The 20166-nt window shown below is 55.0% G+C and carries 20 protein-coding genes; 7 read left to right on the forward strand and 13 right to left on the reverse strand.

The genetic code is table 11. From position 1 onward, the window contains the following. Nucleotides 1-33 precede the first annotated feature (33 nt). Together gpmA and AC4G46_RS26490 are read right to left on the reverse strand one after the other, a co-directional pair. Nucleotides 34-783: a 2,3-diphosphoglycerate-dependent phosphoglycerate mutase gene (gene gpmA, locus AC4G46_RS26485; RefSeq protein WP_491125335.1), complete on the reverse strand. Its 750-nt coding sequence runs from the start codon at nt 781-783 to the stop codon at nt 34-36. Nucleotides 784-1292: 509 nt separating this feature from the next. Beyond that, entirely contained in the window at nt 1293-2078 is a 786-nt protein-coding gene (locus AC4G46_RS26490; RefSeq protein ID WP_491125336.1) for a helix-turn-helix domain-containing protein, read from the reverse strand. A gap of 462 nt (nt 2079-2540) precedes the next feature. Between AC4G46_RS26490 and AC4G46_RS26495 the strand changes: the two genes are divergently transcribed. Together AC4G46_RS26495 and AC4G46_RS26500 are read left to right on the forward strand one after the other, a co-directional pair. Beyond that, complete coding sequence (locus AC4G46_RS26495) at nt 2541-2858, forward strand: transposase (RefSeq protein WP_060818741.1); 318 nt, start codon at nt 2541-2543, stop codon at nt 2856-2858. Between the two features lie 11 nt (nt 2859-2869). Then, entirely contained in the window at nt 2870-3730 is an 861-nt protein-coding gene (locus tag AC4G46_RS26500) for an IS3 family transposase (protein WP_491128983.1), read from the forward strand. Nucleotides 3731-4223: 493 nt separating this feature from the next. Here AC4G46_RS26500 and AC4G46_RS26505 read toward each other — a convergent pair whose 3' ends face one another. Then, nucleotides 4224-6071 (reverse strand): aminotransferase-like domain-containing protein, encoded by a 1848-nt coding sequence (locus AC4G46_RS26505; protein WP_491125337.1) that lies wholly within the window; start codon nt 6069-6071, stop codon nt 4224-4226. 149 nt (nt 6072-6220) lie between these two features. Between AC4G46_RS26505 and AC4G46_RS26510 the strand changes: the two genes are divergently transcribed. From AC4G46_RS26510 to AC4G46_RS26520, 3 genes are all read left to right on the forward strand, one after another. Then, nucleotides 6221-6835, forward strand: coding sequence for a pyridoxamine 5'-phosphate oxidase family protein (locus tag AC4G46_RS26510; RefSeq protein WP_491125338.1), 615 nt, complete (start codon nt 6221-6223; stop codon nt 6833-6835). A gap of 124 nt (nt 6836-6959) precedes the next feature. Next, nucleotides 6960-8267 (forward strand): aminotransferase class I/II-fold pyridoxal phosphate-dependent enzyme, encoded by a 1308-nt coding sequence (locus AC4G46_RS26515; RefSeq protein ID WP_491125339.1) that lies wholly within the window; start codon nt 6960-6962, stop codon nt 8265-8267. A 220-nt stretch (nt 8268-8487) separates the two neighbouring features. After that, on the forward strand, nt 8488-8598 hold the full coding sequence (locus tag AC4G46_RS26520) for a hypothetical protein (RefSeq protein WP_020429695.1): 111 nt from the start codon (nt 8488-8490) through the stop codon (nt 8596-8598). 87 nt (nt 8599-8685) lie between these two features. Here the strand turns inward: AC4G46_RS26520 and AC4G46_RS26525 are convergent, their stop codons facing one another. From AC4G46_RS26525 to AC4G46_RS26545, 5 genes are all read right to left on the reverse strand, one after another. Then, nucleotides 8686-9906: an ABC transporter permease gene (locus AC4G46_RS26525; protein WP_491125340.1), complete on the reverse strand. Its 1221-nt coding sequence runs from the start codon at nt 9904-9906 to the stop codon at nt 8686-8688. Nucleotide 9907: 1 nt separating this feature from the next. Beyond that, nucleotides 9908-10654: an ABC transporter ATP-binding protein gene (locus AC4G46_RS26530; RefSeq protein ID WP_491125341.1), complete on the reverse strand. Its 747-nt coding sequence runs from the start codon at nt 10652-10654 to the stop codon at nt 9908-9910. After that, nucleotides 10651-12138 carry a DEAD/DEAH box helicase gene (locus tag AC4G46_RS26535; protein ID WP_491125342.1) on the reverse strand — a complete coding sequence of 496 codons (1488 nt, stop codon included), beginning with the start codon at nt 12136-12138 and terminating at the stop codon, nt 10651-10653. Before AC4G46_RS26535 ends, AC4G46_RS26530 begins: the two co-directional genes overlap by 4 nt. Before the next feature lie 93 nt (nt 12139-12231). Beyond that, nucleotides 12232-13011, reverse strand: a complete 780-nt coding sequence (locus tag AC4G46_RS26540; RefSeq protein ID WP_491125343.1) for an SDR family NAD(P)-dependent oxidoreductase — start codon at nt 13009-13011, stop codon at nt 12232-12234. 27 nt (nt 13012-13038) lie between these two features. Continuing rightward, nucleotides 13039-13494 (reverse strand): chemotaxis protein CheX, encoded by a 456-nt coding sequence (locus AC4G46_RS26545; RefSeq protein ID WP_068726433.1) that lies wholly within the window; start codon nt 13492-13494, stop codon nt 13039-13041. Nucleotides 13495-13832: 338 nt separating this feature from the next. On the opposite strand from AC4G46_RS26545, the gene AC4G46_RS26550 reads away from it, so the two are divergent. Beyond that, complete coding sequence (locus AC4G46_RS26550; RefSeq protein ID WP_068726435.1) at nt 13833-14735, forward strand: LysR family transcriptional regulator; 903 nt, start codon at nt 13833-13835, stop codon at nt 14733-14735. Between the two features lie 58 nt (nt 14736-14793). After that, a complete protein-coding gene (locus AC4G46_RS26555) occupies nt 14794-15606 on the forward strand; it encodes a histidinol-phosphatase (protein WP_491125344.1) in 813 nt (270 codons plus the stop codon). Between the two features lie 54 nt (nt 15607-15660). Here the strand turns inward: AC4G46_RS26555 and AC4G46_RS26560 are convergent, their stop codons facing one another. From AC4G46_RS26560 to AC4G46_RS26580, 5 genes are all read right to left on the reverse strand, one after another. Beyond that, complete coding sequence (locus AC4G46_RS26560; RefSeq protein ID WP_491125345.1) at nt 15661-16407, reverse strand: NADPH-dependent oxidoreductase; 747 nt, start codon at nt 16405-16407, stop codon at nt 15661-15663. A 228-nt stretch (nt 16408-16635) separates the two neighbouring features. Next, nucleotides 16636-17184: a GNAT family N-acetyltransferase gene (locus AC4G46_RS26565; protein WP_491125346.1), complete on the reverse strand. Its 549-nt coding sequence runs from the start codon at nt 17182-17184 to the stop codon at nt 16636-16638. Between the two features lie 62 nt (nt 17185-17246). After that, nucleotides 17247-18182: a metallophosphoesterase gene (locus AC4G46_RS26570; RefSeq protein ID WP_491125347.1), complete on the reverse strand. Its 936-nt coding sequence runs from the start codon at nt 18180-18182 to the stop codon at nt 17247-17249. A 20-nt stretch (nt 18183-18202) separates the two neighbouring features. After that, a complete protein-coding gene (locus AC4G46_RS26575) occupies nt 18203-18937 on the reverse strand; it encodes an ion channel (RefSeq protein WP_491125348.1) in 735 nt (244 codons plus the stop codon). 125 nt (nt 18938-19062) lie between these two features. Beyond that, a complete protein-coding gene (locus AC4G46_RS26580) occupies nt 19063-19911 on the reverse strand; it encodes a DUF3891 family protein (RefSeq protein WP_491125349.1) in 849 nt (282 codons plus the stop codon). Nucleotides 19912-20166: the final 255 nt, after the last annotated feature.

Genomic DNA, 20166 nt, shown 5'->3' on the forward strand with positions numbered 1-20166 from the left:
TACCCTTTATTGTGGTTTGATCCTCAGGCTCCGTTATTCCATTACTTTGCCCGGATTGGCTACATCCCGGGCCTTCTCCTGTACCTCTTCAGGAACCCCGAGATAAAAGCGGCTGACCGGCTTCACATCATCATCCAGCTTGTAGACAAGCGGGACTCCGGTGGGCACATTCAGATTCAGCAGGGTCGGCTCATCCAGATCCTCCATGAATTTAATCAGTGCCCGCAGCGTGTTGCCGTGAGCCGAGATGAGCACCCGCTCCTTCTTGCGGATCAGCGGTACAATCCGGTTGTTCCAGAAATCGCCGACACGCCCGACGGTATCCTGCAGACTCTCGCCGCGTGGGATATCGCCGGGGCGGACCTCCTTGTAGCGGACATCGTTGCGGGCATACCGCGGATCATCCGGCGTGAGCAGCGGCGGACGGACCGACAGGCTGCGCCGCCAGATATGCAGCTGCTCTTCCCCGTATTTTACGGCGGTTTCGCTTTTGCTCAGCCCCTGCAGCGCCCCGTAATGCCGCTCGTTCAGCTTCCATGATTTCTGCACCGGAATCCAGAGCAGGTCCATCTCCTCGAGCACATAGTTCAGCGTCTTGATTGAGCGCTTCAACACAGAAGCAAAAGCAAGATCGAAAGAGTAGCCCGCCTCCCGGAGCAGCTTGCCGGCAGCCTTGGCCTCCTGAACCCCTTTTTCCGTCAAATCCGGATCACTCCAGCCCGTAAACAGGTTCTGGCGGTTGTATTCGCTCTCCCCATGCCGTATCAACACGATTTCGTACATACTCTCTCTCTCCTTTACCCTTTGGCTCATTTACTTGCTGTTCTGATTATACCGTGCTCCGGCCTTCTATATCCGGCTTCTATACGGGAATGTTGCCTCTCCTTACCCTTATACCCCGGCAGGAAGCGACAGATACGCATAGCCGCAAATACGTCTCACGGCCGCCAAACCCGGAAATCAAAAAACCGGCCGCCTGCCGGCTCCGGTTCTCTGCTGAAACTGCTCTATACTTACATTATTTCCGTTATTTCCGTTATTTCATATAAAAGCTTTAGAACCACTGATCAGTGGCTGTGCCGCTTATCTGTTTCATCCGTCTCCAGCGGCTCCGGCAGTAACCGGCGCTCCCGCACTTGAGAGCATTATTTGAAATCCGGCGTCCTCTTAACATGCCTGTATTCTCCCCTTTCATGCTGCATATACATCTTCTGCTAAACCAGGTTGCAACGTATTTACCCTCAGCAGAAAAGACTGAAACAAAGCGGCACGTACAGGAAGGCCACAGGCGGTCAGCGGATCTCGGAAGGACTTTTACCGGTGTGCTGCTTGAATTGGCGGCTGAAAAAGAAAATATCACGGTATCCCAGCGCATCCGCCACCTCGGTGACATTCATCCCGGCATACAGCAGCAGATGCTGTGCCCGCTCAATCCGGGCCCGGATCACATACGACTGCACCGAAGAACCGGTGATCTCCTTGAATTTGATAGAGAAGTAACGCGGGGACAGGCCCGCCCGGGCGGCCAGATCCTCGACCCGGTGAGAGGCCCCGGGATGCTGGCTTACATAGTTGGCCACCTCATGGATAATTTCGGTCAGATGATTGCTAACATGCCGTTCTACCGGCATCATCCGGTCCTCTCGCAGCAGATGGATCATCAGCTGCTTCAGAATCAGACGTCCCTCTTCCTCTGCGGCAAAGGTCTTCACCAGAAATAGCCGCACATAACGGGCCAGCAGATGCTCGAATTCCACCGTTTCACTCAGTTCCCGGTAAGGCTCAGGGATCTCGGACACCGCTTCGGTCACATCAAAATGAATATATGTAAGAACCAGAGGCTTTTGCGGATTATGTGTCGCATACGTATAATCGCCCGGCCGGAACAGGAAGCAGCTTCCCTTGCCCACCTGAAAAGGCGTACCGTTGCGCACGACCGTCCCCTCCCCGCTCCAGACATAGAACAAATCATAATTTTGCAGCGGCTTCTCTCTTTTCTGCCATCTCCAGCCTGGTTCACAGACGATCTTCGCCAGGGCCGGAAGTATGACAAAAGAGGACGGCGATACGTGAAGCATAATTTTTCCCTCCTAAAGGTTGTTTACGGTTCCTATAAAAATTGAACTGATCAATGTTCGAACCCCCGTCTGCTGTTCGCGGTAAAAATCCGCTGACTGCTTAGGCTTCCGGAGAGAGCTTATCTGTGCCGAAAAGCTTTCGGGCGGACGCTTCCGCTCCTGCAGCTCCCCTGCTAATAGCTCATTACCGGACAAGCTCCCGCCGACGCGTCAGCTTATCGGATTAAGAGGGCATGATCCGAAAATGGAGTGTTTTCGGGCCCGCTATTGGTGCCATTAAGGGGATTTTTCCCTTTAATGGAGTACTTTCGGCCCGCTATTGGTGCCGTTAAAGGGATTTTCCCCTTTAATGGAGTACTTTCGACTCGCTATTGGTGCCATTAAGGGGATTTTGCAGCTAGAATAAAAAGTGGACACCCGTTAAGAGAGCATGAATAATGAACTTAACGAGGAGGTGTTCACATGGGTGAACAACGGCAACGATACAATGAAAAGTTTAAAAGAGAAACCGTCAAGTATATTCAGGAACAGACGAAGACGGTAGTGGAGATTGGTGAGGAGCTGGGGATCTCCCCTGGCGTGCTGCACAACTGGCTGGCGAAGTATCGGGAGTTCGGCAATGAACCTGTAAACAGTGCGGAAAAGGTTCGCGAACTCGAGCAGCGGCTGGCCGAACAAGAAAAAGAATTACGGGCAAGAGCGCAACGAATTGCAGACGTCGAAGAGGAGCTTGCCATCGTAAAAAAAGCGGTGCACATCTTCAGCAAACCAAAGAACTGAGATTTCAGTTCATCGAAACCCATCGCTCTGAGTTTCGAGTGGAGAAGATGTGCAGCGTTCTCAAAGTCTCCCGGAGCGGGTTTTACAAATGGCAAAGCGTGGCTACCAGCCCCCAAGCGGAGCGTAAGGCACGGTTACTCCAGCGAATCACCTATCATTTCAAGGATAGCAAGAAACGTTACGGCAGCCCAAAAATCACCAAGCTTCTACAGAAAGAAGGCTACATCGTTAGCGAGCGGACGGTAGGGAAATACATGCAAGAGCTGGGTTTACGCTCATGTGTCGCCAAGCGCTTTCGCGTGAAGACGACCGATTCCAATCACGATTTGCCCATCGCCCCGAACCTACTGAACCAAGACTTCAAGACCGCCGAACCCAACAAAGTCTGGGTTACGGATATCACCTACATCCCCTGCCGGGAAGGCCGGCTGTACTTGGCCAGTGTGCTCGACCTCTGCACGAAAGAAATTGTTGGTTGGAGGCTAGAGGAGCGAATGACGACTGATCTGGTACTAGGTGCCTTGGACGATGCTTACCAAGCGAAACGGCCCAAGAAGGGACTCACCCATCACTCTGATCGGGGATCGCAGTATGCCTCAGCAGATTACCGTAAACGTCTTAAGAAGTACCACATGAAGGCAAGCATGAGCCGCAAGGGAAATTGCTATGACAATGCCTGCATCGAATCCTTTCATAGCGTACTAAAGAAAGAATTTGTCTATTGCACCAAGTTCAAAACGAAGCAACAAGCGCAGGACGAGATGTTCCAGTACATTGAATTCTTTTATAACCGCAAGCGAATCCACAGTGCGCTAGGCTATGTTTCCCCTGTCCAGTTTGCGGCGAAGTTTAAAAAGAGAAAAACCGCATAATCTTTTTTTCTTGTGTCCACTTTCTTGACGGAGGTCCATTTTTCCCTTTAATGGATCACTTTCGACCCGCTATGGTGCCATTAAGGGGATTTTTCCCTTTAATTGGGCACTTCCAGCCCGCTATTAGTGGCATTAAGGGGATTTTTCCCTTTAATGGAGCACTTTCGGGCCGCTATTTGTGCCGTTAAGGGGATTTTTCCCTTTAATTGAGCACCTTCAGCCCGCTATTGGTGCCATTAAGAGGATTTTTCCCTTTAATTGAGCACCTTCAGCCCGCTATTGGTGCCATTAAGAGGATTTTTCCCTTTAATGGAGCACTTTCGGGCCGCTATCGGTGCCATTAAAGGGATTTTTCCCTTTAATGGAGCACAGAGATGGCTTTTCCAAAAGACTTTATACTCATTTAGCTCTTGGCTACGATTCCGGCACAATTAGCTCGTACATCAAGGCCAAATCTATTTAGCACCCTTTTCTTATCTTTAATAATACCTTGTCACGCACGGTTTTGCACATCATTCCAGGCCAGCTGCAGGCGGCTCACACCCTCCTCCAGTGCTGCAGCATCCAGGTGGGAGAACGAAAAGCAGGCCGCCGCACCGGAGGGCCTGATCCGGTACAGCGCGGCGTCGCGGAAATCTGCACCACGCCGGAGAGCCGCCGCCCGGAAGGCGGCGAATTCCGCGTCTGTGCGCAGCCATCGCGCATAAAGATGCAGGCCGGCGTCACCCGGCAGCACTTCAAAAACCGTTCCGAGACGCGCTGCCAGCAGCGTCCGGAGAAGACGCGCACGTTCACCGTAAACGCGCGTCATGCGCCGCAAGTGCCGGCTGTACCCGCCGGTACCCATGAACCGAGCCAGGGCGCGCTGTTCCAGCTGGCCCGCCGGCAGCGGCTCATATAGCGCCTTGGCGGCGGTCACCGGCGCCACCAGTGATGAAGGCAGCACAGCGAAGCCTACCCGCAGCCCGAAGAACATGCTGTTGGAGAAGGAGCCGACATAAACGACCCGCTCCTCCCGGTCAAGTGCCTTCAGCGGCTCAATCGGCCGTCCGCCCCAGCGGAACTCGCTGTCATAATCATCTTCGATGATGACAGCCTGATGACGCCGGGCCCACTCCAGCAGTCTGCGCCGCCGCTCCAGAGGCAGCACAGCTCCTGTGGGGAACTGCCGGCTTGGCGTAACAAACAGCAGGCCAGCTTCCCAGTCTTCGGGGACAAGCCCGCTATCGTCCACTCTGCCCGGCAGCAGCTTACCGCCGCCAATTTCCACTGCCCGGCGGATGCCGTGATAGCCCGGATCCTCAACCACAGCGCTGCTGCCCTGCTCCAGCAGGAGCTGAGTCAGGATGACGATGCCCTGCATGGAGCCGCTGAACAGCACGATCTGTCCGGCCTCTGCGCGGATTCCGCGGGTAATCCTCAGATGAGCAGCGATCGCCCGCCGCAGCCCTTCGTCACCCTGGGGCGGGCAGTAGCTGTCCAGCAGGCCGCCCTGCTTGCCCCCGGCATAATTCAGCGCACTCCGCCACTCGGCATACGGGAACTGCCCCCGCTCCATACCGCTGCTGCGGAAGCTGATGAAGCCGTCACCGGCCCGTTCATAGACAGAGAGCTGCCGCTCCATCAGCCGCTCTCCCCAGACACTGAGCTTAACCGGCGCAGTTGAACCCGCCGTCCTGTTCCCGTAACCCGGAACGCCCTCTACAGGTGCTTCTCCGCTGACAGCCGCGGCCACAATCGCACCAGCACCTGACCCTGCACCCGCCCCAACCCCGTCACCGCCTCTCAGCTCAGCACACTCAGCTTCTCCGGGCAACCCCCGGGATGCACCGCTCCCCTCATACGCACCAGCACCCGCACCAGCACCGCCACCGCCTCTCAGCTCAGCACACTCAGCTTCTCCGGGTAACCCCCGGGATGCACTGCTCTGCTCATACGCACCCGCACCAGCACCAGGCTCCTTCCAGCCCCCGCCTCCCGGCACGGAACTGGCCGTCTCCCCGTGCCGCTCACGTTCAAATCCCGCCCGGCTTGCCGGCGGTTCTCCGGCGTCTTTCTTTTCGCCGGCCTCCCCAAACACGCCAAACACGCCGGCCTCCGAGACAAAGGTGCCGCGTCCCCGTTCGGTTTGGATATAGCCGTCGGCAAGCAGCATATCGTATACCTGCGATGCTGAACCGCGGGACAGCTGGTATAGCTCGGCCAGCTTCCTTGTTGAGGGCAGCCGCGTCCCTTCCGGCAGCGTGCCGCCCAGGATCGCTGTGCGGAGTGCATGATACAGTGCAAGATATTTGTAACGGTAGATGTCGAGATACTGTTCATAAGGCAGCGTAAAAATCATACATCTCCTTCTCCCTCCAAAGTGGACCATTAAAATTAATGTAAACCGGTCCTTTTTTTATGTCAATTCTTGCACTATGCTGATTGGAATTTGATGGGCACCTGCACCAACATGCATCTGCTACTCAAAAAAAGAGAGGATGACCCGCCATGCGCAGAAAAGAGTTCAAGATCGAACAGGAAGAGGAAATCACAGCTTTTCTCCAGGGGATGAGTTTCGGCTTTCTGGGAACCGTTGATGAGCAGGGGCACCCCAGGGTGACACCGCTAAACTTCGTATATTCGGAAGGCCATTTTTATTTTCACGGCAGCCATGCCGGAGACAAAATGGATCACATCCGCCGCCAGCAGCAGGTCTGCTTCACCGTAGCAGATGAATATGCGCTGATCCCGTCCTATTTCAGCAACCCTGAGCTGGCCTGCCCGGCCACTGCCTATTTCAAAAGCGTGACGGCCTTCGGGCAGGCCGAGCTTGTTGAGGACCTCAACGAAAAAGCAGCTGTAATGTCACTTTTTATGCAAAAGCTTCAGCCTGAAGGCGGATATATTCCTATCACTGCTGATGACCCCAGGTACCGGCCAGGGCTGAAAGCCGTAGCCGTTGTCCGGATCACCCCCGATGAGCTGACCGCCAAATTCAAATTCGGCCAGAATCTGAAGGAGGAGGGGCGGGCAGGCATTACGCGCGGCCTCACAGAACGCGGCGGAGCCCGCGATGCCGAAACACTGGAAATGATGAAGAAATACTGCCCCTACCATTCCTGACGGAATTTTTCGAAAAGTATTCAAAAAACGCGGCTTTCTTCAGTGACGCAGGCAGGCCACGGTGATATAATGTTAGGCAATGTTAACGTATATATCCCAGAAGAATACCGGAAGGATGAAACGGATGAATCCACTGGCTGGACAATTGAACGACAATATCAAGGCAGGCAATGAACATGTGTACGACATGCTTTCCAATCTTGGCAAAGCGATCTATTTTCCCAAAGAGGGCATTCTGAGCCAATCTGCCGAGGCGGCGGCTCACGCCAAGAAGTACAATGCTACCATCGGTATCGCAACCGAGAACGGTGTCCCTATGCATCTTGCCGTCATTCAGGATAAGCTGTCCGCTTACAGTCCCAAAGACCTGTACAGCTATGCGCCGCCTGCCGGCAAACCGGAGCTGCGTACCGTATGGCGGGAAAAGATGCTGCGCGAAAACCCTTCGCTCGAAGGCAAGTCCTTCGGCAATCCCATTGTAACCAACGCCCTTACCCACGGGCTTAGTATTGTTGCCGATCTGTTCGCCGGGGAAGGCGATGCCATCATCTATCCGGACAAGAACTGGGAGAACTACGAGCTGACCTTCGGGATCCGCCGGCTCAGCCGCATCGTCAATTATCCCCTGTTCACTGAAGATATGAAGTTCAACAGCGAAGGCCTGCTCGAAGCACTGCTCGCCCAGAAGGACCACGGCAAAGCCATCGTGCTGCTGAACTTCCCTAATAATCCTACCGGCTATACACCGGGTCTTGAAGAAGGCGAAGCGATTGTCGCCGCCATTCTCCGTGCTGCCGAGGAAGGCATCAATGTTGTCGTGGTCAGCGATGACGCCTATTTCGGGCTCTTCTTTGAGGATTCACTCAAGGAATCACTGTTCGGCCGTCTGGCTAACCTGCATCCGCGCGTGCTGGCCGTCAAGGTTGACGGAGCCACCAAGGAAGAGTTCGTCTGGGGCTTCCGTGTCGGATTTATCACTTATGCTTCGGAAGACAAAGAGCTGCTGGCTGCCCTGGAGCAGAAGACGCTCGGCATCATCCGCGCCACGATTTCCAGCGGTGCCCATCCATCACAGACCTTTGTGCTGGATGCCCTGAAATCGCCGCAATTCCCGCAGCAGAAGGAAGATAAGTTCCAGATCATGAAAGGCCGTGCCAACAAAGTGAAGGCACTGCTGGACAGCGGCAAATATGGTGACGACGTCTGGACCTATTATCCGTTCAACTCCGGCTACTTTATGTGTCTGAAGCTGCACACGGTACCTGCCGAAGCACTGCGTCTCCACCTGATCCACCAGTACGGGCTGGGTACCATCGCCCTGGGCGAGACGGATCTGCGCGTTGCCTTCTCCTGTATCGAAGAAGATCAGCTTGAGGATCTGTTCGACATGGTATACGCAGGCATCCGTGATCTGGAGCAGGCCGGCAAATAAACTTAGCTAACACAAGCAGACAGTCCCGGAATCACCGGGGCTGTTTTTTTTTTGCAATCATAAGGTGCCGCCGTTAAGTACCTGAGTCAGCGTACAGGCCAACGCTCAATCCTGCGGGGTTATTTTGCAGCCTCATGGCAATGGCCTATACACGTTCTTCCCTGTGCACATACAATACGGTGTACTCAAGTACAACAACACATTCGAAAGGGGAATGAACATGAGCGAAGAAGTAAGAGGCGGATACGGATACCCTGGATTCACAAGCACTGGCGCTATTCTGGTTCTCTTCATCCTGCTGGTTATCATCAGCCGTTCACTCTTTGTCTAACTGATATCTTTTGATATACAGCAAAGAAGCCTTGATGCGGAGCCTATGCTCCCTTCAAGGCTTCTTGCTGTTGCGCCCGCTTATCCGTTACAGATCGTCATCATCCGGGTCAGCCGCTTTGCGCTGCATATACATTTTGAAAAAGAAGGCCAGCAGCGCACCGCACAGCAGGCTGACGGCGGCCGGAAGCGGCCGTTCCCCCAGGGTGAGCAGAAAAGGCCAGCCAAGGATCAGCACTAGCACCAGCAAAGTGCGGAAGATGAATTGTGTTGTGCTGTCTGCCCTGCTGCCTGCGGGCAGCGGATACACCGTGAGCCAGAACGACTCACTGTGCAGCTTGCGCAGTGCCGACAGCTGGATGCCGGTGATGAACAGGAAAAACAGGTAGATGCCGGTTCCGGCATAGCTGCTGCGGTTCCACAGGACCAGCAGCATACCCAGAACGGCAATCCGCAGCACAATGCCGAAGACATCGCCGCGGGCGAAGCTTTTGGTCAGCAGGAAGCGGTAGGCGCTGTCCCGCTTCCAGGCGATGCCGCCGCCCCAGCGGGACAGATAACGCCGGGCGTAGACCCGCTGCTCGCGTCCCGGCACGTCCACGAACCAGCCGAGCATCATCAGGGCCCTTGTGCCCTGGTTCTTCTCGGTGGCAATCAGCCGCTCCCAGGGAACCGCATGCCGGTTAGGAACACGGAGCGCCGCGAAATAGGCTGCAGCCAGAATAACGATGAAGATCAATGCCCGCAGCGGAGGCTGCCATAGCCATGCCGCAATCATCAGCCCGCCTACTGCCCAGCGCAGCAGCTGGTATCCGGCAGCTGCAGGGCGGGAGAGCATCGCGATCTCCCGCCACAGCCCGTAGCTGGACAGCAGCTTCACTGCAATCAGCACCACAGCTGTAAGCAGCAAGGACCCGGGCGCAGCATCCGTGCGTATGTACAGCGGCCATAATGTAATGAGAATGAAGGCCAGCCGAAGAATTTTCCAGACGTTTCCGCTCACCCAGGCCGGCGCAAAATACTCCTTCATCCGGTGGCCCTGCGGCAGGAGAAAGATCGTATCCGGGCTCCGCAGATAAGTCCGGAAGCTGCTGTGCACCGCTGCAGGCAGCAGGAGCACCAGCATAATCCAGCGGATCGGCAGATCGGCCGGCGTATCGCGCAGCAGCGCGGTATACCAGGCAGAGAACGCGATCAGCACAAGCAGGAGCACCATGGCTACACCGCTTCTGATTACATATCCCGCATAGGGGATCATGCTGCCCATGAACCGGCTGCGCCGCTGCCGGCGCAGCTCTTTCAAATCCATATCATTTCCCTCCCTGCACCAGTTCGTAGAACAGCTGCTCCAGGTTCAGGCCGCGCAGGCCAGCAGCTTCAGTCATCTCGGCAAGCGTGCCCTGGGCGATAACCTTGCCGCGGTGCAGCACGATGAAGCGGTCGCAATAATTCTCAATCGTGGACAGGATGTGGGAGCTGAGCAGAATGGAAGCGCCAGATTGTTTCAGCTCCAGCATGAAATCAAGCAGGGACCGGATACCGAGCGGATCAAGCCCCAGGAACGGCTCGTCGATTACATAGAGTGCCGGCCTTGCCACAAAGGCACACATAATCATGACCTTCTGCTTCATCCCCTTTGATAAATGGGAGGACAGCGTATCCATCTTGTCCTCCATATTAAAGAGTGTCGCCAGCTGCAGGCTGCGGGTCTCATAATCACTGCGCTCCACGCCGTAAGCCCTGGCCGTAAATTCAACATGCTCACGGACCGTCATTTCCTCATACAGGAGAGGCGATTCCGGTACGAACGTCAGCGCGCTGTGATACCCTTCCGGGTCGCTGCTCCGGGTCTTGCCCCGGACGGTGATTTCGCCTTTGTGCGGCGACATCAGCCCCAGGATATGCTTCATCGTTGTGCTCTTGCCTGCTCCGTTCAGTCCGATCAGCCCGACCATTTCACCGGGCTTCACCTCCAGGCCGATATCATGCAGCACCGGCTTGTTCAGGCTGTATCCTCCGCTCAATCCCGTAATTTGCAGTACGGGGGCACTATTCATTGACCGTCACCTCCCGTGGTTTTGTTCTTGAGCCACTTTGGCGCTCCTTTGTTCTTGCGGTTCTTCTCGCGTTCCGCACTGCTGCTGCGGGCTTTGCCGCCGCCCGCAGCAGGGGCCGCTCCCCCGCTGCGCCCGCCTGGGGCCCGGCCGGCCCCGTGCTGCGGCTCACGCCGCACAGCCGCGCCGGAGCCCGCGCCGTCCGGCCGCGCTGCCGCCGGCCTTGCGCCTGCCGCATCCGGCTGCGCCGCTGCCGTCCGCACCGGCTTGCCGCCGCGCGGCGCCGCGCTCTCCCCGCGCTGGCCGCCCGAACCCCCGCTGCCTTGGCTGGGCGCCGGTCTGCGGGCTTCATCCGCCGGCAGCACTTTGCCGGCGGACAGGGCCCGTTCCTCGAGCTGAATATCCAGCTCGCGGGCGAACTTGCGCATGATAAACGTCTGCTGCTCGGTGACGATCGTCACCGACAGCCCGCGTTTGCCCATGCGCCCGGTACGGCCGGCACGGTGCACATAGTGCTCGGCGTCAAAGGCCGGATCGAAGCTGACGACAAGCGTCAGATCTTCGATGTCGAGCCCCCTTGCCGCCACGTCGCTGGCGACCAGCACGCGGAACTTGCCGTCCCGGAATTTGGCCAGCACGTTGCTTCGCGTAACCTTGTCGGCATCGCCGTACAATGCCGCCGCCGTAAGGCCAAGATGGTTCAGCTTCGCCTCCACCTCGGCTATGTCCTCCGTTGCATTAACAAACACAATCGCCCGTTTCGGATTGTAGTGGCGGATAATCCGGCGCAGCACATCCACCTTGTTCCGTTCCTCTGTCACTACATAATGATGCTCCAGCGTCTGGGCGGTCATTACACCCGGGTCAATGCCGATCTCGGCCGGGTTCTTCATCTCCCGCGCGGCCAGTGCTTTTGTCTCCGGGCCAATGGTCGCAGACAGCATGACCAGCTGGCGGGTACGCAGCGCGCTGCTGACAATCTTGGCTACCTCGCCGGCTCCGCTGAGCTGGAACATCTGGTCGGCCTCGTCAATGACAATCGTGCTGACCTCGTGCATCTTGAGCTTGCGCAGGCCGATCAGCTCGCGGATGCGTCCCGGTGTGCCGACGACAAGCTGGGGATGCTCGCGCAGCTTGTCAATCTGGCGTTTGATCGCCGCTCCGCCGATCAGTCCCATCACCTTGATGCCGCGGTGATCGCCGTACCGCTCTGCCTCGCGGAGAATCTGCATGGCCAGCTCCTGGGTCGGGGCCAGCACCAGCTTTTGCACCACTCTCTGCTCCGGGTTAATCCCTTGAAGCAGCGGCAGCAGGTAAGCCAGCGTCTTGCCTGTTCCGGTCTGGGAAGCGGCAAGCACGTCCCTACCCTCCAGCAGCAGCGGGATCGTCTGCTCCTGGACGGGAGACGGGGCGGTAATGCCGAATTCCGACAATCGGGCAACAAGGTCCTCCTGGATGCCGATGGCCGCAAAAGAAGCGTTAGTCATAAGTATGTTTCATCCTTTTCGCTAAGTAATATCTTCATTATATGCCAAAAAGGCCTCTCCACCAAATGGAAGGCCATTTTCTTGTGAATACTTCTATTTACGGTTCATTGCATTATAAGTCAGCTTGTCTGCCAAGCGTGGGAACAAACCATACAGCCGGATACCGAAGCCGGCAATTCCGGGAAGATCGATTTCTTCCTTGCGCTTCTCCATCAGCCTGACGATTCTGGCGGAGACATACTCGGGGGTCATCATCATCCGGGCCACATTCTTCTGGTAATTGCCGGAGGGATCTGCCGTCTTGAAGAAATCGGTGGCAATCGGTCCCGGATTGACCGCAGATACGGTGATTCCGCTCCCCCTCAGCTCCTGGCGCAGGGCATTCGTGAAGCCCAGCACGGCATGCTTGGTCGCCGTGTAGGCAACCGACCGGGCTGTGCCGATTTTGCCGGCCATTGAGGCTACATTGACAATCTGTCCGCTGCCCCGCTGCAGCATATGAGGAACAACCGCCTTGGTACAACGGACGATGCCCATGTAGTTGACGTCCATCATATCATCGAACTCCTGCGGCTCCATCTCGGTGAATCCCGCGAATTTGCCGTAGCCGGCGTTGTTCAGCAGAATATCAATTCTGCCGTAAGCCGCCAGGATTTCAGTGAACACCCTTGCCACTTCAGATTCATCAGTAACATCGCAGGTATACAGTCCAAAAACGCCCGGAATCCCGGCCGCCGTTTCTTTCAGCTTCTTCTCCGAACGGGCCAGCAGAACGGGAACCGCTCCCTTGGCGCTGAGCATCCGGGCAGTAATGGCTCCGATCCCGCTTGAAGCTCCTGTAATTACAACAATCTTGTCTTTAAGCTGTTGCATGAATATCTTTCAGCTCCTAAAGTCCGCCTAAGAAATCATCACTTGAATATCGAGTTCTCCAATGCCTTCCATCAGCAGCGGGATGCTGAGTGCTCTGCGCGGAACAATAGCCATGCTCTCCAGCTTCATCAGCTTTGGCGGCGTAATATCAACGGATACCCCCTGATTGGAAAGAATCGTGCTGGCATTTCCGCTGATCATATTGCCCAGCTCCGAAATAGCACTCTGCCCCATTTCATCCATTTCTGCGATCGGATAGCCGCCCATCATTGCGGATACCATCTTCAGCGCCACATGCTCCTCAAGCCCGAAAATAATATCCCCGCTGAGCTGCCCTGTCATTCCCACCTGAATCCATATATGATTATCGATCAGTTCAATTTCCTTGATGCCCAGATTTCCGGTGGATGGCGAGACCTGAACCACCTGCTCAATTACAATGCGTGCAGACTCTAGAAATGGATTGATTACTTCTGCTTTCATGAAAGTGCTGTCCCCCCTCTACCTGGCTTTAGTCATATACCAAAAGTCCTAAGCGATAATGATTAATTATACTTCATATATCGGCATTATTCACCAAAAATTAATGCTCTTGTCGAAGGAATTCAAAAGATAGTTTTATGCCCCGCATTGCCCTGCCGGATGTAATCTCCTATAATTTAATCAAATGCCAACACTCCGCGTAAGATAAGCCTGTTTAAACCATCTATTTCCCTGTACAGCATTTCAGATTAATGATCCTGCGAGAACGCCCGGTTTCCACACTATATAACAATTCAGCTATTCGGCGAACGATTCGGTAGGCAAAAGGGGGCACATCTATGAACATTAGCCAGCTGGAGACACTGATCACAATCTCCAAGACGATGAGCTTTCGCAAGGCAGGCGAACTGCTTAACCTGACCCAGCCGGCAGTTTCGGCACAGATCAAAAGTCTGGAGGAAGAGTTCAAAACACAGCTTGTAGACCGTAACCAGCCGGTTACCCTGACGGACAGGGGCAAAGTATTCCTTACGCATGCAGAAAAGATTGTGGGCATTGTGGAGGAGCTGAAGCAGCGGCTTGCCGATCTGGACGAGAATCCCCAGGGGCATATTATTCTCGGAACGACCACCTCCATTGCGATACAGATTCTGCCGCGCATCCTGTCCTATTTTCAGGACCAGTTCCCGCATATCAAAACCTCGATTTCCTCCATGTCCTCATCGCAGATCTATCAGCAGGTGGAGAACGGGATTGTCGATGTCGGCATCGGCTACCTGATCGGGCAAAATCCGGGAATGACAACTTCGGTGCTGTATTACGACACCTTTGAGCTGGTTGTATCACCAAGGCATCCTCTGGCCCAGATGAAAACAGCGGGCATTGAAGCGCTCGGCACCACACCGCTTATTCTGCTCTCTCCTGATACGGTCGGCCGCAGATTTGTCGATGATGTACTGGCCAGGCACGGTATTCAGCCTCAAGTTATCATGGAGCTGACGAGCAGCGAGGAAGTGAAGCGGATGGTCGAGCTTGATCTTGGCGCAGCCGTTATTTCCAAGCAGTCTGTAACGGCTGAGGTCCGCAATGGAACACTCAAGATCGTCCCGATTATCGAGCTGGAGGTTACCCATCCCGTAGGTGTCATAACCAAATCAGGCAAATATGTCAATTCCGCCATGCGCCAGTTTCTAAGCGATCTGAAGGGCATGCCGGAAACCCAGTTCATCGGTTCGGAATAACCGGTATGATGTCCTGCTGACGTACACACACTATGGCCAAAAGGAGATGTCCACACATATGAAGTTCGACCTGCACACCCATCATTTCCGCTGCGGCCATGCAGACGGAACCATCAGGGATTATGTAGAGGCCGGAATCGCCGCCGGTCTTAGCGTTATCGGAATTTCCGACCATACCCCTTACTTCGGCCACAAGGAGGAGCAGGCCTTTCCCCATATCGCCATGGCTAAATCGGAGATTGTAAACTATATAGAAGAAGTGCTGTCTCTGCAAAAAGAATACGCCGGCAAAATTGACGTCCTGCTAGGCATTGAATCGGATTATTTCCCTGAGCATGCAGAATTGTACAGGGCTACACTGGCCGCCTACCCTTTTGACTATGTAATTGGCTCCGTACATAGTGTTCACGGCGTCAGCATCTTTAACAAGAGCCGCTGGAAAAAGCTCGGCCAGCAGCAGAGGCAGGCCGTCAAAGCGGAATATTACCGGCTGATCGCTGATTCCGCCCGCAGCGGCATGTTCCAGATTCTCGGCCATATCGATGCGATGAAGGGCAACTATCCTGAGTTCTGTGAAATTCCTGCAGCTGCAGAGATTGATGAAGCCCTGAAGGTTATCGGGGAATGCGGAACCGCTATCGAGATCAATACCTCCGGAGGCACGAAGCTGTGCGGCGGCTGGTATCCTTCGGATGACATTCTGGAGCGTGCCCTGCACTACGGCGTAAAGGTCAGCTTCGGCTCTGATGCGCATAAGCCTTCCCGGGTTGCCGACCAGAGAGGTGCGGTGGAAGCACGGCTGAAGGAAATCGGCTTTAAAGAGTGGGTGTATTACAAGCGGCGTGAACAGATCGCCGTACCTATTGAATAATTGACCGCACCTGATCCAAAAAGCACCGCAGCAACAAATGCTGCGGTGCTCTTTTTATTTCTGCAGATTGCTGCAGGTAAAGCCCTGCTTAGGAAGGGTCTTTCCGGCATCCCCGTACTGCGGATTCAACGCGTAGAAGTGGGCGATAACCGAGCTCCAGTCCCGCTCCGTCTGGCCGGCCGACTTCAGATACTCCCGGAATTCCGCATTGTACTGCCGGATGCTGCCTTCAAGCCCGCGGTTATAACGTTCTTCATGGTACACAGCCTCCAGGGGCAGACGCGGTTTCTTGGGCAGCTCCTCACCCGGGTAGCCTATACACAGGCCGACTACCGGGAATACATACTCCGGCAGCTCCAGCAGCTCAATAACCTCCGCGGTATTACGGCGGATGCCCCCGATCGGAATAATGCCAAGCCCCATTGATTCGGCAGCAGCCACTGCACTTTCCAGCGCAATTCCTGCATCGACGGCCCCGACAAGCAGGGCATCGGCATCCGCCGCTGCCTCAAACGGCTGGCCCTCCAGCCCGGCGGCCAGCTTGGTGCGGTAAAAATCCATACAGAATACCAGGAAGACCGGTGCCTCCGCCACATGCTTCTGATTGCCGCTCAGCGCTGCAAACTTCTCCCTGCGCTCCTTGTTCTGCACGGCAATGATAGTAACCTGTTGTCCGTTAACCCAGGAAGGGGCTGCCTGCGCAGCTTCGATAATCATCCGCAGCTTGTCGGGCTCCACAGGCTTATCCGCATATTTCCGGAACGAACGATGATTCTTTAGGGTGTTCAGCACTTCATTCAATGGTTGATTCCTCCTAAGGCTGTAATGAACATTATTCTTGTTCCTTATCATAACCCGGCTATATCGGCAGCCGCCAGTTTTCCGGGCATAAAGCTGCAGCTGAGCCCTGCCACAGCTGTACACACAAAAAAAATGGACCCGGAGCACCGGGTCCCAACAGCAGTTATATTTTCAAAAGGGGGTCATGTACTTAGTTTAACCGGACACTGTTAGAGTTTGATAACGGCTTTATTTCAATTGTGTAACAATGCTGAACACTTTTATGACATCGCCCGAGCCGTCTGCCACCGGCAGAATACGGTCCAGGACAAGTCCGTTTTTGAGCATGACCCGCTCGCTTCTCAGGTTGCTGCCGCGGCAGCGCCCCTCCGCCTTCAGCAGGCCCAGCTCCTGAACTGCATAGCCCAGCATCAGCCCGACAGCCTCAGTGGTGAAGCCTGCCCCCCACCAGTCCGGATGCAGCATGTAACCTAACACAGCTTTGCCTTCATGCCGGTTCCAGTTCTGCAGGGACACTGTTCCGATCAGCTCCTGCCCGCCTCGGGCATAAATGCCGGCATGCAGGGCACAGGGATCATGGGCATGAATCATCCGCTGGGCCAGTTTGTCCAGAACCGCCTGCTGCGATCCGGCTCCGCAGCGCATCACAATATGCGGCTGAACCTCCGGATGCGAGAGAAGAGCCCTCAGCCTGCCGGCTTCAGCAGGCTGCATCGGCCTCAGTTCAACTGCTGCTCCTTGCCGGGCGCTGAATGATACCGTTTCATAAGTAATCATATAATTCCCTCTCCTCTGCAGTTAATGGCGGTTCAGCAGCTTCGGCCTGATACATCCGCCGCCTAAGCTTGGCGCAGGGTGAGCACCGTCAGCTCCGGCCTGCACAGCAGCCGAAAAGGCATATAGGTTTCGCCGAAGCCCCTGTTCACATAGACCGGCATGGCTTTTGCTGCGGTGTAATATAAACCGCTTATGTATTTAAGTGAACCGTAAGGCGTATAAGGTGCACCAATGAACGGCATGCGGATCTGGCCGCCATGGCTGTGTCCCGATAACTGGAGATGAAAGGGATAACCCTCCGCCGTATCGGCATAATCCGGCTCATGCATAAGCAGCACCGTGAACATATCCTCCGGAACGTCCTTCAGCGCAGCTGCAGGATCGGGAGTGCCCTTAAGCATGTCCTCCAGTCCGGCCACCGCAATCCGCGCGCCGCCCAGGCTGACCACGTAGGACTGGTTACGGAGGACAACAAAACCGGCAGCCTGGAGCAGACGGGTAAGCAGCTCTGTATTTTTATAGTCATGATTGCCAAAAATCGCGTATTTACCCAGGGGAGCGGTTAATTCAGCCAGCAGGGCTACCGAATCGGTCAGATCCTCGGCTTCACTGTCCACAATATCCCCGGTAAAGCAGATCATATCCGGCCGGGCCTCCTTAATATGCTTCACCAGCCGTTTCACATCGCCGGCATCTTTATTGAAGCCCAGATGGACATCGCTGAAGTGAACAAGCCGGGTACCGGAAAAAGCGGAAGGAAGCTTGCCCAGCGGCAGCTCCAGCTCCGTAACCTCGAGCCAGTTAGGCTCCCCCTGCCAGACATATCCGCCTGTAAGCAGCCCTGCCCCGAACAGGGTCGCGGTTCCCCGGGCCAGGAACTGGCGGCGGGTGATTTTGCGGCTCCCGGCCTTGCCGGGTTCCGGTGCACCTGAGCAGCGGCCGGCTCCCGAATGATCTTTTATTATATTGGGAGAAGCCCCGGACGAGTCTCTATTCATAGGGAGATTCTCCTTTCGTACTATTTGGTTGACGGTGTATCTTCAGTTGCAGCAGCCCGCCCTGATTCCTTTTCACTTTTCTCGTCCTCATAGTCTTCGACTGCATCGTCAATTTTCACATCAATTTCAGCTTCAACTTCTTCCTCCGTACCCGGACCGAGGATTTTGCGGAACAGTCCCAGCATGGACAGGGCATAAGCCACAGTGATGAAGCTGAAGCTGATCTGCATAATGACAGCAAGCCGCGAAGTATTGTCACTCGGTGCCACATCCCCGTAACCCACAGTCGTAAACGTAGCAACGCTAAAATAAAGAAAGGTGATCAGCTGGCTGAGCAAATCTTCTCCCAGCCCCTTTCCCTGAAAGGAGGACTGTCCAAACAGCTTATAAATAGATGTATATACGATGGTAAAGAAAAGAATGCAGGTAAAGGCGGCGATGCTGATGCGGACCAGCGTCTGCTGCAGCTTGACCTCCTTGTCATTGGATAACTTGATTTCATGAAAGATGAACAGGATGTAGAACAGCACTGAAGCCAGCACAAACAGCAGAATCAGTGCCCGCAGCCCGCGGTGACCCGGAACAATCGAACCCAAGTCAATCCAGTTCAGCAGATCCTCCGCCGAGACCAGCGCATAAATCAGCACCGGAATGAGCAGCACCGCCTTTCCCACCCATTTCCTTCTGAGCCGGTAAAACAGCAGCGACAGCAGGATTATTACCCCCGCGTTAAAGGTCCATATCCATCCGGTCACCGCTATCACACTCCTGTTCATTGGAAAGCAAAGCTTCAGATTAGGCAGACGAAATCCGCTTGGCTTCTCACGGTGCCGTAAAATACATCAAAGCACTGCGGGCAAGTTATGCTCCCCGCGCTGACCTATGCATCAGCCGGCTCTTCCTCCGGACGCCCGGTCAGCCTAATCCGGCATTCTTCCTCAGGTGTCTCACGGTAGGCGCGGGCAATGCCCTTGGCTTCAATCTCCTGCCGGCTGACCCGGCGCAGCTTGAAGACCGCCTCTACCTCATGGGTGAACGGGAACGGCTCAAGCATCAGTGCAGACTCATCCTTCCATTCTGCAGTAATGGTCCGGCCTGAAGTAAACTTGAAATCCTCGCTCCCGGAAAAGCCGTCTGCCCACCAGGGATGCTCCTCGGATTTGGGGCTTCCCGGCCTGTTGAGCACCATATACAGCGACAGATCGTCGCAGAACTGCAGCAGCCTGGCGTCATAGAACAGCTCATCCTCACCGATCGGCACATTACGCTGCTCCAGCTCCCGGTGAATACCGGCTCTGCGCTCTGCTTCATCCTTTTGATATTCTGCCAGCTCCGGATTCTCCTCGCCGGACACTTCAATCAGCCGTTCAAAATGCAGGCTGCACAGCAGCGCACCATAGGCTGACACAGCTTCAATCTCATTAAGCCCGCGCCGGTAAAAGGTCAGCTTGGGCACAACAGGAAAATCAATAAAGCTGTAAGGCGCATTCTCCGCATCATTCCAGAAGGGGGTTTCATCCAGATCAATCCAGCCCCGGTCGTGGTTGGCGATGGCCCAGAGCACCTCATCCCGGCGTACGGATTCCGGCACCTGCTCCTCCTTGAACCATGCCGCAAGCTCCCCGGCCAGCCGTCCGTGATCATGCTGTTTAACCATTACAATGAATCCATCCTGCTCTCTACAAATCAACGTCATTCCTCCCCGGTACTCCTTGGCTTGAAAGCGCATTAACTAAGGAGATTATAACATATGGACCTAATTTTGTTTAAGTTTCCCTTATTTCCTGTACTGCTTATGTATCTGCGGAATGTATATCATGTACCCGTTATGGCAGCAAAAAGAAACATACAAACATTTACCAGCATGATGTCAGAGCCGATAATTCACAGAACTGTACCAATCGTACTTTATCCAGGCGTTCCCGGCAAAATTCCCGCGTAAAGCGGAGCCTGTTCATGTCCCGGAAATATATAAAAAAGCCGT

This window comes from Paenibacillus sp. fava2, from assembly GCF_058313675.1.

What these genes read in the sequence shown, in the direction of transcription:
- gpmA (WP_491125335.1), bottom strand. Translation starts at nt 783, where the DNA reads ATGTACGAAATCGTGTTGATACGGCATGGGGAGAGCGAATACAACCGC.
- AC4G46_RS26530 (WP_491125341.1), bottom strand. Translation starts at nt 10,654, where the DNA reads ATGAATAGTGCCCCCGTACTGCAAATTACGGGATTGAGCGGAGGATAC.
- AC4G46_RS26520 (WP_020429695.1), top strand. Translation starts at nt 8,488, where the DNA reads ATGAGCGAAGAAGTAAGAGGCGGATACGGATACCCTGGATTCACAAGC.
- AC4G46_RS26565 (WP_491125346.1), bottom strand. Translation starts at nt 17,184, where the DNA reads ATGATTACTTATGAAACGGTATCATTCAGCGCCCGGCAAGGAGCAGCA.
- AC4G46_RS26510 (WP_491125338.1), top strand. Translation starts at nt 6,221, where the DNA reads ATGCGCAGAAAAGAGTTCAAGATCGAACAGGAAGAGGAAATCACAGCT.
- AC4G46_RS26505 (WP_491125337.1), bottom strand. Translation starts at nt 6,071, where the DNA reads ATGATTTTTACGCTGCCTTATGAACAGTATCTCGACATCTACCGTTAC.
- AC4G46_RS26545 (WP_068726433.1), bottom strand. Translation starts at nt 13,494, where the DNA reads ATGAAAGCAGAAGTAATCAATCCATTTCTAGAGTCTGCACGCATTGTA.
- AC4G46_RS26580 (WP_491125349.1), bottom strand. Translation starts at nt 19,911, where the DNA reads ATGCGCTTTCAAGCCAAGGAGTACCGGGGAGGAATGACGTTGATTTGT.
- AC4G46_RS26525 (WP_491125340.1), bottom strand. Translation starts at nt 9,906, where the DNA reads ATGGATTTGAAAGAGCTGCGCCGGCAGCGGCGCAGCCGGTTCATGGGC.
- AC4G46_RS26555 (WP_491125344.1), top strand. Translation starts at nt 14,794, where the DNA reads ATGAAGTTCGACCTGCACACCCATCATTTCCGCTGCGGCCATGCAGAC.
- AC4G46_RS26495 (WP_060818741.1), top strand. Translation starts at nt 2,541, where the DNA reads ATGGGTGAACAACGGCAACGATACAATGAAAAGTTTAAAAGAGAAACC.
- AC4G46_RS26550 (WP_068726435.1), top strand. Translation starts at nt 13,833, where the DNA reads ATGAACATTAGCCAGCTGGAGACACTGATCACAATCTCCAAGACGATG.
- AC4G46_RS26570 (WP_491125347.1), bottom strand. Translation starts at nt 18,182, where the DNA reads ATGAATAGAGACTCGTCCGGGGCTTCTCCCAATATAATAAAAGATCAT.
- AC4G46_RS26490 (WP_491125336.1), bottom strand. Translation starts at nt 2,078, where the DNA reads ATGCTTCACGTATCGCCGTCCTCTTTTGTCATACTTCCGGCCCTGGCG.
- AC4G46_RS26540 (WP_491125343.1), bottom strand. Translation starts at nt 13,011, where the DNA reads ATGCAACAGCTTAAAGACAAGATTGTTGTAATTACAGGAGCTTCAAGC.
- AC4G46_RS26535 (WP_491125342.1), bottom strand. Translation starts at nt 12,138, where the DNA reads ATGACTAACGCTTCTTTTGCGGCCATCGGCATCCAGGAGGACCTTGTT.
- AC4G46_RS26515 (WP_491125339.1), top strand. Translation starts at nt 6,960, where the DNA reads ATGAATCCACTGGCTGGACAATTGAACGACAATATCAAGGCAGGCAAT.